At 54.8% G+C, this 13381-nt stretch carries 16 protein-coding genes and 1 tRNA gene; 5 read left to right on the plus strand and 12 right to left on the minus strand.

Features of this window, described 5'->3' with window-relative positions:
- The first annotated feature begins 20 nt into the window (after nt 1-20).
- The gene (gene mfd / locus GRI36_RS09735; RefSeq protein WP_160598289.1) at nt 21-3503 is read left to right on the plus strand and encodes a transcription-repair coupling factor; all 3483 of its coding nucleotides are present in this window, start codon (nt 21-23) and stop codon (nt 3501-3503) included.
- Nucleotides 3504-3510: 7 nt separating this feature from the next.
- On the opposite strand, the gene GRI36_RS09740 is transcribed toward mfd, so the two are convergent.
- On the minus strand, nt 3511-4860 hold the full coding sequence (locus GRI36_RS09740; protein WP_235902216.1) for a putative bifunctional diguanylate cyclase/phosphodiesterase: 1350 nt from the start codon (nt 4858-4860) through the stop codon (nt 3511-3513).
- Between the two features lie 127 nt (nt 4861-4987).
- Here GRI36_RS09740 and GRI36_RS09745 point away from each other — a divergent pair, with 127 nt between their 5' ends.
- The 4 genes from GRI36_RS09745 to GRI36_RS09760 all read left to right on the plus strand — a co-directional run bounded on the left by GRI36_RS09745 (nt 4988) and on the right by GRI36_RS09760 (nt 7350).
- Nucleotides 4988-5776, plus strand: a complete 789-nt coding sequence (locus tag GRI36_RS09745) for an NAD kinase (RefSeq protein ID WP_160598290.1) — start codon at nt 4988-4990, stop codon at nt 5774-5776.
- 83 nt (nt 5777-5859) lie between these two features.
- Nucleotides 5860-5934 (plus strand) — tRNA-Asn (locus tag GRI36_RS09750).
- A 77-nt stretch (nt 5935-6011) separates the two neighbouring features.
- The gene (locus tag GRI36_RS09755) at nt 6012-6539 is read left to right on the plus strand and encodes a hypothetical protein (RefSeq protein WP_160598291.1); all 528 of its coding nucleotides are present in this window, start codon (nt 6012-6014) and stop codon (nt 6537-6539) included.
- Between the two features lie 358 nt (nt 6540-6897).
- Nucleotides 6898-7350: a hypothetical protein gene (locus GRI36_RS09760; protein ID WP_160598292.1), complete on the plus strand. Its 453-nt coding sequence runs from the start codon at nt 6898-6900 to the stop codon at nt 7348-7350.
- Between the two features lie 12 nt (nt 7351-7362).
- On the opposite strand, the gene GRI36_RS09765 is transcribed toward GRI36_RS09760, so the two are convergent.
- The 11 genes from GRI36_RS09765 to GRI36_RS09815 all read right to left on the minus strand — a co-directional run bounded on the left by GRI36_RS09765 (nt 7363) and on the right by GRI36_RS09815 (nt 13324).
- Nucleotides 7363-7956 (minus strand): hypothetical protein, encoded by a 594-nt coding sequence (locus GRI36_RS09765; RefSeq protein ID WP_160598293.1) that lies wholly within the window; start codon nt 7954-7956, stop codon nt 7363-7365.
- Between the two features lie 409 nt (nt 7957-8365).
- Complete coding sequence (locus GRI36_RS09770) at nt 8366-9457, minus strand: phage major capsid protein (protein WP_160598294.1); 1092 nt, start codon at nt 9455-9457, stop codon at nt 8366-8368.
- 262 nt (nt 9458-9719) lie between these two features.
- Complete coding sequence (locus GRI36_RS09775) at nt 9720-9971, minus strand: hypothetical protein (RefSeq protein WP_160598295.1); 252 nt, start codon at nt 9969-9971, stop codon at nt 9720-9722.
- 117 nt (nt 9972-10088) lie between these two features.
- On the minus strand, nt 10089-10295 hold the full coding sequence (locus GRI36_RS09780) for a hypothetical protein (RefSeq protein WP_160598296.1): 207 nt from the start codon (nt 10293-10295) through the stop codon (nt 10089-10091).
- Nucleotides 10296-10299: 4 nt separating this feature from the next.
- Complete coding sequence (locus GRI36_RS09785; RefSeq protein ID WP_160598297.1) at nt 10300-10611, minus strand: HNH endonuclease; 312 nt, start codon at nt 10609-10611, stop codon at nt 10300-10302.
- 115 nt (nt 10612-10726) lie between these two features.
- Nucleotides 10727-11986 carry an AAA family ATPase gene (locus GRI36_RS09790; RefSeq protein WP_160598298.1) on the minus strand — a complete coding sequence of 420 codons (1260 nt, stop codon included), beginning with the start codon at nt 11984-11986 and terminating at the stop codon, nt 10727-10729.
- Nucleotides 11967-12254, minus strand: coding sequence for a hypothetical protein (locus GRI36_RS09795; RefSeq protein ID WP_160598299.1), 288 nt, complete (start codon nt 12252-12254; stop codon nt 11967-11969). Before GRI36_RS09795 ends, GRI36_RS09790 begins: the two co-directional genes overlap by 20 nt.
- Nucleotides 12251-12490 (minus strand): hypothetical protein, encoded by a 240-nt coding sequence (locus tag GRI36_RS09800; RefSeq protein ID WP_160598300.1) that lies wholly within the window; start codon nt 12488-12490, stop codon nt 12251-12253. The genes GRI36_RS09795 and GRI36_RS09800 overlap by 4 nt, the downstream gene beginning before the upstream one ends.
- A complete protein-coding gene (locus GRI36_RS09805; RefSeq protein ID WP_160598301.1) occupies nt 12487-12717 on the minus strand; it encodes a hypothetical protein in 231 nt (76 codons plus the stop codon). Before GRI36_RS09805 ends, GRI36_RS09800 begins: the two co-directional genes overlap by 4 nt.
- Nucleotides 12717-13139: a hypothetical protein gene (locus GRI36_RS09810; protein ID WP_160598302.1), complete on the minus strand. Its 423-nt coding sequence runs from the start codon at nt 13137-13139 to the stop codon at nt 12717-12719. The genes GRI36_RS09805 and GRI36_RS09810 overlap by 1 nt, the downstream gene beginning before the upstream one ends.
- Nucleotides 13136-13324, minus strand: coding sequence for a helix-turn-helix transcriptional regulator (locus GRI36_RS09815; RefSeq protein WP_160598303.1), 189 nt, complete (start codon nt 13322-13324; stop codon nt 13136-13138). Before GRI36_RS09815 ends, GRI36_RS09810 begins: the two co-directional genes overlap by 4 nt.
- Nucleotides 13325-13381: the final 57 nt, after the last annotated feature.

Here is a 13381-nt window from a genome sequence, read left to right on the forward strand (position 1 = left end):
AGCCAGAGCTTGACCCCCTGATGCCTGATCTCAACCGCATACTTTCGGCCAAAACGCCGCTAACTCTGTCGTCACTGGCCCGTGGGGCGCAGCCTTTGGTGCTGGCCGATCTGGCGCGAGCATCCAAAGGCCGCGCGGTATTTATCGCTGCTGACGATTCATCAATGCGTGCGATCACTGATTCAGCCCATTATTTCGCGCCGGAATTGGAAGTCATCGAATTTCCGGCTTGGGATTGCTTGCCCTATGACCGGGCCAGCCCCGCCCTGACGGTGAGCGCAAAGCGGCTGTCTGCCTTGCACCGGCTAAATGTCGGCAAAACCGGCTCGCAGCTGCTCGTCACCACCGTCAACGCTGTGTTGCAACGCGTGCTGACACCGTTCCGCGTGCGAGAGGCCGTGCGCGAGTTCAAGCCCGGCGTTGAAATCGGCCGCCAAAGCCTGGCCGCATTGCTCCAGCGCCAAGGCTATTCCCGCGCGGATACTGTGGTGGACGCTGGCGAATATGCCGTTCGCGGGTCAATCGTGGACATCTTCCCGTCGGGTCTGGATCAGGGCCTAAGGCTCGATTTCTTCGGCGACGAGTTGGAAAGCTTGCGGCTGTTCGATCCTTCAACGCAAACTAGCACCGGCATACTGAAATCGCATCTACTGCTGCCTGCAAGCGAAGCTTTGCTGGACGAAGACACCATCAAGCGTTTCCGCGCGCGCTACCGCGAAATGTTCGGCGCAACGGCAACAGGCGACCCGCTGTATCAAGCGGTGAGTGAAGGACGCCGCCTTGCAGGCATGGAGCATTGGCTTCCGCTGTTTGAAGACAGGTTGGCGACTTTGTTCGATCATTTGACCGATCAGGACCAGATCATAATCGATAGCGGCGCCATCCAATCAGGTGATGATCGGCTGAAAGACATCGCCGATTATCACCAATCGCGCGCCAAGGCGGCAGGACAGGCGGCGGGTAGCTACCGACCGCTCGAAGAAAGCGCGCTTTACGTGAGCCGTGAGGAGTTCGAGGGTCATCTAACCGATTGGCCAATCCACCGGACCGTGATTTTCGCCGAACCTGAAAGCGCCAAAACGCTCGATTTCGGCTTTGCTTCAGCGCGCGATTTTTCCCCCGAACGCGCCCGGGGTGACAATATATACGAAGCGGCTGCAAATCATCTTCAGGCAATTGGCAAGGCTGGAAAGAAACCGCTGCTTGCGACCTATTCAGAAGGCAGCCGGTCGCGCATCGCGTCGATCCTGTCCGAGGCTGGCACCAAAACCGCGCTCGCCGACACATGGCAACAGGCGCTTGGGCTTGCGGCCAAGGGGCAGCCTGTCGCGATGGTTCTGCCGCTCGATAGCGGCTTTTCAAACAGCGATTTGGAACTGCTTACCGAACAAGACATTCTTGGTGACCGGCTTGTCCGCCGCAAGAAACGCAAGAAGGATGCAGACGCTTTTCTGGCAGAATTGTCAGCACTCGGGCGCGGTGATCTGGTGGTTCATATCGAACACGGGATCGGCAAATATCTGGGGTTGGAGCCGATTGCGGTCGGCAAAAGCCAGCATGACTGCGTGATGCTGGAATATAAGGGCGGCGACAAGCTGTTCATCCCGGTTGAAAATATCGATGTCCTGTCACGCTACGGCTCATCAGAAGATGCCGTCATGCTCGACCGGCTTGGCGGCGAAGCGTGGCAGAAACGTCGGTCGAACCTGAAGGACCGGATCCGCGCCATTGCTGGCGAGTTAATGCAGGTTGCGGCTGAGCGGGCATTGAAGAAGGCGCCCATCTTTGAGGCCGAAGAGGCAAGTTTCAACCAATTCGTCGACCGTTTCCCATGGCAGGAAACCGATGACCAAGAAGCTGCGATTGCAGATGTACTGCGCGATCTAGAAAGCGGCCGCCCAATGGACAGGCTTGTGTGCGGCGATGTCGGATTTGGAAAGACCGAAGTCGCTTTGCGCGCTGCATTCGTTGCCGCTATGAATGGACAACAAGTTGCGGTTGTGGCGCCCACTACGCTGCTTGCTCGCCAGCACTTCACCAATTTCACAGAGCGGTTCGAAGGTTTCCCGCTAAAGGTTGGCCGCCTGTCGCGCTTGGTCCCGCCAAAAGAAGCCAAGGAAACACGCGAGGGGCTCGAAGCGGGCACCATGGACATCGTCATCGGCACTCATGCGATCCTGTCCAAATCAACCCAGTTTAAAAACCTTGGGTTGGTGATCGTGGATGAAGAACAGCGCTTTGGCGTAACCCATAAAGAGAAGCTGAAGCAACTGCGCAGCAACGTTCATATGCTGACGCTCACGGCAACGCCAATCCCGCGCACTTTGCAAATGGCGATGAGCGGATTGCGCGAACTCAGCACGATACAGACACCACCAGTCGACCGGCTCGCGGTGCGCACTTATGTGATGGAATGGGACGAAATGGTGATGCGCGAGGCATTGCTGCGTGAACATCATCGCGGCGGGCAAAGCTTCATCGTCGTGCCGCGCATTTCGGATATGGCCGATGTCGAAGAATGGCTCAAAGAGCATGTTCCGGAAATCAAGCCAATCAGCGCGCATGGGCAAATGTCCCCGACAGAAGTCGAGGAACGGATGAGCGCGTTCTACGAGGGCAAATATGAGGTCCTGCTTTCGACAACCATCGTCGAAAGCGGACTTGATATCCCGAGCGCCAACACGATCATCATCCACCGCGCCGACCGATTTGGCCTAGCCCAATTATACCAGTTGCGCGGACGCGTCGGACGGTCAAAATTGCGTGCTTACGCCTATCTCACGCATCCCAAAGACCAGCAATTGTCCGAAATTGCCGAGAAGCGCCTTAAGGTGTTAAGCGACCTCGACAGCCTCGGCGCAGGCTTCCAGCTTGCCAGTCACGATCTGGATATTCGCGGGGCTGGCAATCTGCTGGGTGACGAGCAATCGGGCCATATCCGCGAGGTCGGCTTCGAGCTGTATCAATCAATGCTGGAAGATGCGATTTTGGCGGTTAAAGCTGGCGCTATGGGACTGTCGCCAGACCGTGAAAAGGTCAGTCCGCAAATCACCGTCGATGCGCCGATCATGATCCCAGAAGATTACGTGCCAGACCTGGCCGTTCGCATGGCGCTTTACCGGCGTTTGAATGATGCGAAAGACAAGGCTGAAATCGAGGCAATGGCGGCAGAAATGATCGACCGGTTTGGCGCCTTGCCTGATGCGACATCGAACCTGATTCGACTAATCGAAATCAAACATCAGGCAATCGAGGCCAATATCGCCAAGATTGATGTCGGCGCACGCGGCACGCTGGTCACATTCCACAATGATGATTTCCCCGACGGACCCGGCCTGATTGCGTATGTTGACCGATTGAAAAATACTGCGAAATTACGTCCCGACATGAAGCTGGTTATCAACCGCGCGTGGAGCGATCCGCAATCACGCCTCAACGGCCTGTTCCAGCTAACCAAGGGTCTCGGCAATATTGCTCGAAAAGCGCGAAAGGCGGCTGCCTAATCCTGCCTCAATTGTTTACGGATTGCAGAAATTCTTTCTGGCCCATTGGGGTAGCGCACAAGAAGCCCTGATAATAATCAGCACCCTCAACGGCCACGAGTGCGCGTTGGGCTTCGGTTTCGATACCTTCGGCAATAACGCTCAGGCCGAGCGCCTTGGCCATGGCCAGAATGCCGCGTAAAACGGCGAGGTCCCGCTCATCTTCGGTGATCCCGTCAACCATCGAACGATCCAGCTTGATCGCATCGAGCGGCAGGATTTTCAGATAATTGAAATTGCAGAAACCAGCCCCGAAATCATCCAGCGCGATCCGGACCCCTGCATCCTGCAAGCTGTGCAACATTGCCGCGCTGCGCTCCAGCTCGTCGAGCAAAACATGCTCGGTAATCTCCAGAGTCAGCCGGTTCGCATCGAACCCCGATACCTCGACAATCGACAACAATTCATCCGCGAAACTTGGCGCTGCCAAATCCGCTGGAGTGACATTTATCGAAAGCCTCAATCCCTCGGGCCAAAGCACGGCACTTTCCAGCGCGGTCTTGGCGATGTGGCGAGACAATTGCGCGACGTGATCGGTACGCTCGGCAATCGCGAACAGCTGGCTCGCACCGATGCGCCCCAGTTCAGGATGCTGCCACCGCGCCAGCGCCTCAGCACCGATTACCGTATTATCCTTCAAGGAAACCTGCGGCTGGAACAACAAGTCTATTTCATCACGGTCAATTGCAGCTAGCAAATCAGCCTCTACCAAGGCGCTGCGCCGACCAGGCACAGTCAGGCCGCCATCGGCCCACAAAACTCGGCGGCTGTGTTGGCCTCTTGCCTGTTCAAGCGTTTCAGCGAGCCGATCGAAGATCATAGACGGCCCTTCGCCCGGCGCAGGCCGCATCAGCGCAATTCGCGGCCACAGACGCAGGGTCCCTGCACCGTCAAGATCAGCGATGGGGTGGGCGATCGCATCAGCTAACGCTTCGCCCAGCCATTGCCAGCGCTCGCGGTTGCAGGCCTCATGCGCCGCCAGCAAGAACTTCCCGCCGCCGAGCCGCGCCGCAAGCCATTCACTTTCCTCAAATTCATCTTCTGCAAAGTGCAAAATGCGTTGTGCAATCGCAACCAGGGCTCGGTCACCGGCCGCCTCGCCATAAGCCAGATTGACCGTATCAAACCGGCCCAGACCGATCAGCATCGCATGAACCGGTGCGGTTTTGCCCTTGGCACCTGCGGCGCTTTGCCATTCGGATAGCCTTGCACGAGCAGTAGCGACACCCGCAAGACCGGTCAGATCATCGCGCATGGAAACCTCAAAGCCGGCGGCATTTGGAAATACGGTTGGTGCAGGTTGCAAAGCATTGGCCATGTCCTTCCTCTAACTCAGTGCCGCGTCAAGTAATGCAGCGATTTGCCATGCGTTGCCAAATGGCACAGCTCACCATAGGGTCGCCATACGTGAATGCGAGATTGCACATCACGAACAGGAGGGGTTTTTGAGCAGCAATCACGGCTTCAGGAAGCTGGCACTCGCCATTTCCGATACGTCCAAGGCCCAACAAACCGCAGACGAATTACGCGATGCGCATGATTGGGTACCGATTGAGCAGGCTGACGCGCTGGTAACGCTCGGCGGTGATGGCTTCATGCTGCACATGCTGCATTCGATGCTCGATAGTGGACGGATAATTCCGACTTACGGCATCAATCGAGGTACCGTCGGATTTTTGATGAACCGATATCGTCCCGGTGTGAAATTGCTCGAAAAAGTCAATCGATCGCGCTCCATCGGCATTGCGCCACTCCGGATGGAGGCCACAACTCGCGACGGTCAAATCCATGTCGAATGTGCGATCAATGAAGTCAGCTTGCTACGTGAAACACGTCAGACGGCTAAGCTGGAAGTATCGGTGGATGAACGCGTGCGAATCAGGGAGCTGGTTGGCGATGGCGTGCTTGTTTCAACACCCGCCGGGTCCACAGCCTATAATCTGTCAGCCAATGGTCCAATCCTGCCGCTCGATTCCCAATTACTCGCCCTTACCCCTATAAGTCCGTTTCGCCCGCGCCGCTGGCGCGGTGCCATCCTGCCAGACCGGTCAACAATCCGTTTCCGTGTCAACGAGCCGGACAAGCGGCCCGTTGCTGCTGTCGCGGATCAAAAGGAAATCAGGGACATCGCCGAAGTAAGCATTGAAATCGCAGGCGATTCGGAACTTACATTGCTGTTTGATCCCGGTCATTCGCTTGACGAACGCATTGTCGCAGAACAATTCATGGTCTGACGGTGCAAGATAGGCTTGCCAAACGATTCCTGCCCCCATATAGGCCCACCCCTGTCGTGACACTTCGCGGCGATAAGGGCTGTTCCCCGATAGCTCAGCGGTAGAGTAGGTGACTGTTAATCACTTGGTCGTTGGTTCGAATCCAACTCGGGGAGCCACCACCTTGGCTTAAGTCTTTGTTTTTTATGGGCCTTCTTCTTTTTAGATAAGGGCGTCCCCACATTTGATACCACGTTTGAACAAAAAAACTCCTTTGGAGAATTTTGCAGTATCACGCGCTGGACACTACTTGCGTGATGCTCGTTTGTTGTGGAGCCAAGACTGTCGAACGATTAACACAACCCTCTCAATGACGGGAAATTTCGGCGGCACAGTCGGGGTGGAAATGGCGACGGAGAAGTTCAAGGAACGTCTTGAACGGGCAGTCGAGCTAACTTTATCAGAATTTGCAAACGGCTTCACTAAACGCAAGTCAGTATGGCTAAACACCCACGACGAGTTCGAGAAAATGATTGGCAATATTTTTGCTGATATTGGTGAAGAATTAGCCCAATCGATGTGGCGCGGCGAAAACGACCTCAATCCAGAATACCTTCGGAGACTAGATTTATCGTTGTCTCAATCGAAAGTTGAAGTACAGGCCCATAAAATAGGCTGGACGGCTCCTAAAGCTGAAAAGTGGCATGAACTTCACCCACTCTGGTTCACCACACTAACCTCGACCATCTCAGCTGTGAGTGGCTTCTTATTGGGTCGAATTTAGACCTCCAAAACTAGGCCCAATCCGCCTAGGCCTTCGCCCACAATCGCCACACTTAAACCGCCGCTCGATCTTGTCCATATGGTGCGGCCATTTGTTCTTTTGGCATAGGTTTAGAAGCTTGGCGGGGTCCAGCACCACCACGCGCCCACAAGCGCAATCCACCCTCAACAGGTAGTTGTTTCGGATGTAGTCTGAGATGCTGTTGAGTCGCTGTGTTCCCATCGCTGGCAGTTGGAACAAATGCAGAACTCTGGCAAGTCACCTCTTAACTCTCTTGTTCCATATTCTCATTCGTTTACGCTAAAACTGAAGCCAGTTTGGTCAAACTGACATGGGGCATCCAAAAATGGAAAAAGTCATGCAAAAACTTGTTGTAACCTTTGCGTTAGTTTTAGCTGCTTGTGGGTCCCCAAGCGAAGATGGGGAAGCCCCACCGATGGAAAGCGAGGCAGTGGCTAGCGCGCCAACTGAGCCATTATCAAGTGACGATCTAGTTAGGGTATGTAGAGCAGCCGCTGCATTCCGAGGTAGTGAGTCCGTTGCGGACGTTTCTGGAACTGTTGCCGAAATCAACTTAGTCCGCCTGTCTTACACCCGCCAATCGGATCAAAAGCTGTTCAAATACGACTGCCGTGTGGAAGGCTCGCGGGTTGATCTAAGAATGATCGATGAAGCTGGTCCGGGAACAGGCCCAAGTGGCTGGTCCGGTAAAGGCTCGACAATCACCCATTCCATCAACGCTGAAGGCGTTCAAATGACGGAGAGTTTTGGTCCTGGTGATAGCCTGACTGAATTTGTCGCGGTGCAATAGCCGCTGCGCAGATTAAACGGCTCTCTCAACCGCGCTCGAAACGCCCTTGGCGCTAACCTCGTAGCGAACGACATTGCCGCCCACATATATCCCCGGCTTAGAAAGGCCCATATAGTGCGCAGGCGTGTCGCATTGGTGTGCAATCGCCTTTTTCATCCGGTGCCGCGTCCAGCCCTTTTGAAAGCCATCTAGGATAGGCGCATCCCGATAATGAGAGGAGGTCCAAGCTTCGACTTCTAGCGGCTCATGCGGAACGCCTAGCCCGTCAATGTCGCAACCGCTCACAATGAACAGGCGGGGTTTTCCGTTGTCTGCAACTGCCAGCAATATCCGCGCAAATGCGCCGCGCTCCACTGCACTCTTGCTTGCTTCCGTAGCCGCCGCCAGCAACTCGCCTAGATTCGACGGATAAGCATTGCCAACTTGCTCGGCAATCTCGGCAGGGGTGCAACCTACTGTCGTAACAGTGCCTACAAATGGCCATTCAAGCCCTTGGAAGGCTTTCGAGATATATCCTAGCAGATTGCCGCTTTCCTTGTCGTATGCCGCTGTATCGGCCCACAGGATGGCTTTGCCGCCGAGCTTCATTCCATTCTGTAATGTCATGGCAACCTCGTTCTAATCTGGAGGGCGCTTAATCGCGCCCGCTGTAATGATTGCCGCAATCTCGGCAGGGATAGAAACTTGCGCAGGCGGTCCCGCTACTTGGCCAGCAAAAGACACAAAAGCCGCGCTTCCGATACCAGCGGTTGCAATCGTTCCCGCAACCAACGCAACCGCGCCTGCTATTATGCCAATTGTCTTGATTGCTTTTGCGATTTCTTGTTCCTTTCAAGGCCTCAAATTCTGAACTGTGAATATGGGTTTTTTAACCCCATCCGATCCGAATGGTTAAGCGGCTCTAGGCTTTCCCAAAGCCCCCTAAGGGTTGGCGGACGATGCCTACTGAATACACCGCCCGCCGCCCTCCTATGGCGCACCCTGATGGAAAAAGGGGGGATCTGCGCCAATCTGATTAAGGGGTGTTGCCGAAGTCACCGTAGGAAGTCGCCAGCGGTTGCTTGATTGCAAGTGCTAGCCTTGACTCAACCCGGATTGTTACGCGGTTGGTGGTGAAATTGTCCCGATCCTCGGTTGATAATGCCACTGTAGGCGCTTGTCGGTCATACAATGTTGCCGCTCGCATAAAGTCACCAATCAGGAACTTGTCTTTTGGGATTGCGGTTGTGCCAATCACTGGAAGCCCGAAAAGAACAGGGCGAACGTCTGCGCCGGGATCACCAAGCAAGTATTTGCCGTCCGCATCCTTAAGCAATCGCATCCGCATCCAATCGGAAGGGTGAACTGCAATTCCGTTTGGCATAAACTCAGCCAGCGCGACTTGCAGAACGCCTAAACCAACCTTGTCGATCATTGTCTCACTTGCTGGCGTAAAGTCAGCCGCAAACGGGGTCGCGTTGGTGATTAGTCCATTAAGGTTTGGCGAAATGCCGCTGCCAGAAAGAATCTGGTTTTCTTCCTCAATTGCCAAACCGTAGCGCATCTCCGTATCAATCACGCTTTGCAGTTGCGGCGCATCCGATAGGATTTGCACGGTTTGCCGTGTCCAGTGCGCTATCGTTTGAATCGGCAGGTTGCGCAGCTCCCACTCATAGTTTGACTCGCCTTTCATAGCGCCTTCAACTTGCGGGGCCGCGCCATTGGTGCGGGTCACTTGGTCAAGGTATTCAACCGAGCCGCTAACAGTGTTCACTACGTTCAAAACGTCGCGCATTCTCGGCATACGCCCCGGCAAGGCGTTTACATTGCCATCCAGCATAGGCGTAGCAAAGCCGCCTGCGCTGCCGCTTGCGCTTGTGATGTCTTTCATTTCAATGCGAACGCGGCCGGGTTGTGAGCCTATTACGCTCGAAAGGGTTTTAAGTTCGTCGCTGTCCGTAACTTGCGCGCCCCAACTTTGCGATTGGGAGGAAAAGCCGCCGCTTGGAATTGCGGAAAACTTCTGCTCCATTTCATCCATGCGAAATTTAAGTTCGGTTGATGGCGCGAGCAAAGCCGCCTTGGTTTCGGCTGCAAGTTCTTGAATCGTTTTTGTTTGAGTAGTCATTTTGAAAGTCCCGAAAATTGTTGATCTCTGCGGATCGTTTCGGGCTTTAGGCAAAGGCCTAGGCGCACGGACGATCTCGACATTTAGAAAGCCCGCGCATCCTGCGCTTGCCTCCTGCCAACCATCCAACGCGGTCCCCGCGCCTTCAAACTGGTATGTCGCCGATTGCCACTACGGTCCCCGTAGCCATGCGCTCTAGCGTTGCCCCGATAGGTCCCCTATCGCTTAGGCCTGTTCTCCTAAGCATACTTTGATTTGAAAGTCAACCGCCGCCCTTGTGTGCAGCGAACGCTTCAATCAATGCATCGCCATTCTTTTCAATCTGGCGCGCTTGTCCTCGCAACCATTTAGCAGTTTTGGGAGTGCCTCCGTTCACAAGTGCCCGTTCTACAAGCGCATTCATCATCCCGGTTACTGCCGCTGCTTCGCTAACACCGGACGTTAAAAGGCTATCCAGCCAAGCATGGGTTTGGTTGTTCACTTGCCTTGCTTCGCTCAATTGGTCGTTCTGCATTTTAGTCTCCATATTTGGTTGCCTCGCGTGCGCGGGCAAGAATCTGTAATTGCAATAAAAACGAGGTATCGACCGCTCCCGCCCCTTAGTTGGGCCTGAAGTTTCGTCTCCCCCCCGCTATTCGCTCATCGGTATCGAGTCCGCCAAGAATTCGGCAAGTTCTGTTAGCTTCGCAGTGTCATGGATGCGCACTATTGATTGAATCGCCATTAGCATCGCCGCGTCTGTGCTGTTCTTAATCCCGAGCTCCACCATCTCGGATAAGGCATTGTCGATTATCGCTCTAAACTTCGCGTTGTCGTTGTTGTGTGTTCGGTCCTGCATTGTCTCAACTCCCAATGGGCCATCCATCGGTGCCAAACCGGACCTTGCGCCTCGGCTTATGCCCTTTGTCGGTGATGGTCTTTTCGTGGTGACAGTCAGCGCAAAGCGCCTGAAGGTTTGGCAGTTCATCCGTGCCGCCTTTGGCTTTCGGCAGAATATGATCGACATGGTTGGCAACGGTGGGTCTCGGCAGGCAAGTTTGGCAAAGGTGCTTGTCTCGCTCCAAAACTAGCTTGCGCAGCTTATCCCATGCCGTGCCGTAGCCTTGCTGGTGTCGGTTGCCCTGTCCGGGCTTGTGCCATGCTATCTTACTCATAATTGCCCCACTTCACTTTTCAGTTCCCTTGAACCACCACCACCACCTCCACCCCCTATAAAGGGGTGGTGGTGGGGAGGTGTTCTGATTGGTTGGCGCACCCCACTTCCCCACATCACCCCACCCCACTTTTGAAGGTGGGGAGCATGGACGGTTCAACCGCCTCTCCCACGATTAGAAAGGGCTTATCCCGGCCCTTTCCGGGCATTGGGCGCGTCTCGATTTTGAAAGCTTTATTGGCAGTCCATTGGCTAAGCAGCGACTTCACGCGGGCCTTGTCCGCCTTGTCGCCTAAGTCCGCACCAATGATCTCGGCAACAGCATTTCCCGCCCAATCCATTGCCTGCACATTCGCGCCATATTCACCCGCTGCGATAAGTTGCTGCACATCAAACAGGTGACGCAAGCTTATCCCGTCAAAGGGATCTGGAGGGGTCCATCGTTCAACCGCTCCTACGCTATCGGTGCGGCCATATGCATCCTGATTGCCAAGCTGTGCGGAAGCCTTCTTAAACCACGTAGCTGCCTGAGCTGGTGCCCTGTTAGGCTTATCGTCATCAACCCGCATGAAGTGGCGCAATTCAGTGGAGTCGGTTATCCCGAACCGCTCACCCTCCTCTTTGGTCATTGGGTTTACGACAAGGGTAGAGCGAGCAGCATTGATTAGCGCCACAGCGCCCCGGCCATCCTCTGCCTTGGCTTCGCGCCCACCCATTTTTTTCGTGTGGTGAACTAGAACGATTGCCGAATTGGTTTCACTGGCAAGGCGCTTCCAACGCTTCGCCACCTTATCCATCATCCTGTTGTCATTCTCAGATATGGCATGGCTCGAAACGAAAGGATCGACGATCAGAACGTCTATTTTGCGGCGCAGGATTTCAGCCTTCAAGCCAACGTAAACTGGCTCAATTATCTCGAAACCATGCTCGCCCTCGATTGCTGTGCAAAGTTCGGTATCAAGCCCGCTATCCAAATAAAGCCGATCAGCGCAATCAGCAGGGCCAGTGCCATGGTGCATGGCGCAAGCCGAGACTTGACGGTCCAGTTCCTCTTTTGCGTCCTCTAGATTCCACACCCAAACACGGCTTGTTTTCTCTGGCTGCCCAAGCTTGAGAAAGTCCAATCCGCTCGCAAGCGATAGAGCCGTGCCGATTGTGAAGGTGGATTTGCCAAGCCCTCCAGGTGCTACGATTGCGGTCACTTCGCCGCGCAAATACCAATAGCCTAAAAGCCAGCTTCTCGGCGGGATAGAGGCTGCATCTGGCCAACTGTAGGGTGTTGCCCTTATCTGCCCTTCATCATGGATCGACACGGCATCGCCGCCCATCCAATCACGCGCAGCTTCTGCTTCTCTTTCAAGTGCCAGCGAGTCCATCGTCAGCCTCCAGTTCTTTTGCGCGCTCAGCAAGTCCGATTAGGTCGCCGCATAAGTCAGCAACCGCTTCAAGGGTGCGAAGGTCGCAATTGGAAAAAACGTGCGCTGTCGCTGCTTCGCTCGCCATCCAAAGAAGGCTGCGCGCATTGGGTCCGCCCGTTTTGTGAGCGCGAAAGGTGGCAACATCCCGAAAGTTTAGAATGCGCCGCCTCTGCCGATATTCAACGTCAGGAATCGAGCCTAGAAGGTCACGAATGCTATCGGTCATGCCGCCGCCCTCCGCTTGCAATCGGGATGGACAGTAATGGGCAAGCCTTGCCGATAACCCTTGTTTTGAAGCTGCCACAGGATAGACGATAACGGGCCTTTCAGCTTCGCCATGAAGTAATCTGATGGCCAACCGCTGAAAGAGGCTGTGCACCAGCCCGGCTCGCTATCAACAGCGGGGATCACGACAATCGCGCGGATAGGCTCCTTTGGAAAATGCAGGATCAAGCCGCTCAATTCGCGCCTCCCACTGCTTTAGCAGTCATCGGCACAAGTTCGGCCATTTCTGGTTGCGGTTTGGCGAATGCATCGGTTCTGGCAATCTGGCTGTGCATCGCCAAAAGACAAAGCTGGTTGCGGGTCAAAACAATGCGGATAGGTTCACCATCGCCGCTAGGGAAAGTGAGCAAGGTATTCTCGCCCGCATCTGTGAAAACCGGAGTGCTGGTGCAAAGAGCAATCATTAGTGATACTCCTCTTCGCGGCCATCATGTTCGCTGTCAGGGTCAGCCATTGGACAGCCGGGGCCATAATCTTGCATATGGCCAGCGGGCAAAGGCGAAGTCCAATAGTCCTCGTCATATTGGCCAGCGGCATCATCCTCTTCGCCGGGGTCGTCCTCTTCATCGTCGGGCTCGCCATCAATTGCGTCCAGAACGTCAATCAAGGCCTGCGCAGCTTGTGCAATTTGCTCGCGGTCGATCATTCCTTGAATCAGGAACCTATCACTGTGGCCATTTGGTCCTGCAAAGAAGGCAACACAGGGCCGTGGCACTAGTGCGACATCTTGCGAAGCTGTCGGGATTTGGCTAAGACTGTGGCTATCCGCTGCAATGGATACCAAAGCCCTCTGCCCTACCGGCAGGGGGTTTTTCGTTTCCATCATGCAGCCTCCCGCTCTTTAACCCGGTCTGCAATCCAAGCGAGAATCTCGTTCTCAGGCCATGCGTTGCAAGCCCCGAGTTTGACAGGCCGGGGGAATTGCCCGCGCCCGATCATGTCGTAAATTTTTGATTTTTTGAGGCCGATACGATCCTCGACCGATTCAAGCCTTAGTAGTCTCTCTGTCATATGCCGTTCTCCGTATGGTTCCGAACGGCAATGTCTAATAATCAGAATTCTAAGCTA

The organism is Pontixanthobacter gangjinensis, assembly GCF_009827545.1.
Lineage (GTDB): Bacteria > Pseudomonadota > Alphaproteobacteria > Sphingomonadales > Sphingomonadaceae > Pontixanthobacter > Pontixanthobacter gangjinensis.

Coding starts and splice junctions, on each gene's coding strand:
- GRI36_RS09770 (WP_160598294.1), bottom strand. CDS start 9,457: ATGACTACTCAAACAAAAACGATTCAAGAACTTGCAGCCGAAACCAAG.
- GRI36_RS09780 (WP_160598296.1), bottom strand. CDS start 10,295: ATGCAGGACCGAACACACAACAACGACAACGCGAAGTTTAGAGCGATA.
- GRI36_RS09805 (WP_160598301.1), bottom strand. CDS start 12,717: ATGATTGCTCTTTGCACCAGCACTCCGGTTTTCACAGATGCGGGCGAG.
- GRI36_RS09775 (WP_160598295.1), bottom strand. CDS start 9,971: ATGCAGAACGACCAATTGAGCGAAGCAAGGCAAGTGAACAACCAAACC.
- GRI36_RS09740 (WP_235902216.1), bottom strand. CDS start 4,860: ATGGCCAATGCTTTGCAACCTGCACCAACCGTATTTCCAAATGCCGCC.
- mfd (WP_160598289.1), top strand. CDS start 21: ATGCCTGATCTCAACCGCATACTTTCGGCCAAAACGCCGCTAACTCTG.
- GRI36_RS09810 (WP_160598302.1), bottom strand. CDS start 13,139: ATGATGGAAACGAAAAACCCCCTGCCGGTAGGGCAGAGGGCTTTGGTA.
- GRI36_RS09765 (WP_160598293.1), bottom strand. CDS start 7,956: ATGACATTACAGAATGGAATGAAGCTCGGCGGCAAAGCCATCCTGTGG.
- GRI36_RS09795 (WP_160598299.1), bottom strand. CDS start 12,254: ATGACCGATAGCATTCGTGACCTTCTAGGCTCGATTCCTGACGTTGAA.
- GRI36_RS09790 (WP_160598298.1), bottom strand. CDS start 11,986: ATGGACTCGCTGGCACTTGAAAGAGAAGCAGAAGCTGCGCGTGATTGG.
- GRI36_RS09785 (WP_160598297.1), bottom strand. CDS start 10,611: ATGAGTAAGATAGCATGGCACAAGCCCGGACAGGGCAACCGACACCAG.
- GRI36_RS09815 (WP_160598303.1), bottom strand. CDS start 13,324: ATGACAGAGAGACTACTAAGGCTTGAATCGGTCGAGGATCGTATCGGC.
- GRI36_RS09760 (WP_160598292.1), top strand. CDS start 6,898: ATGCAAAAACTTGTTGTAACCTTTGCGTTAGTTTTAGCTGCTTGTGGG.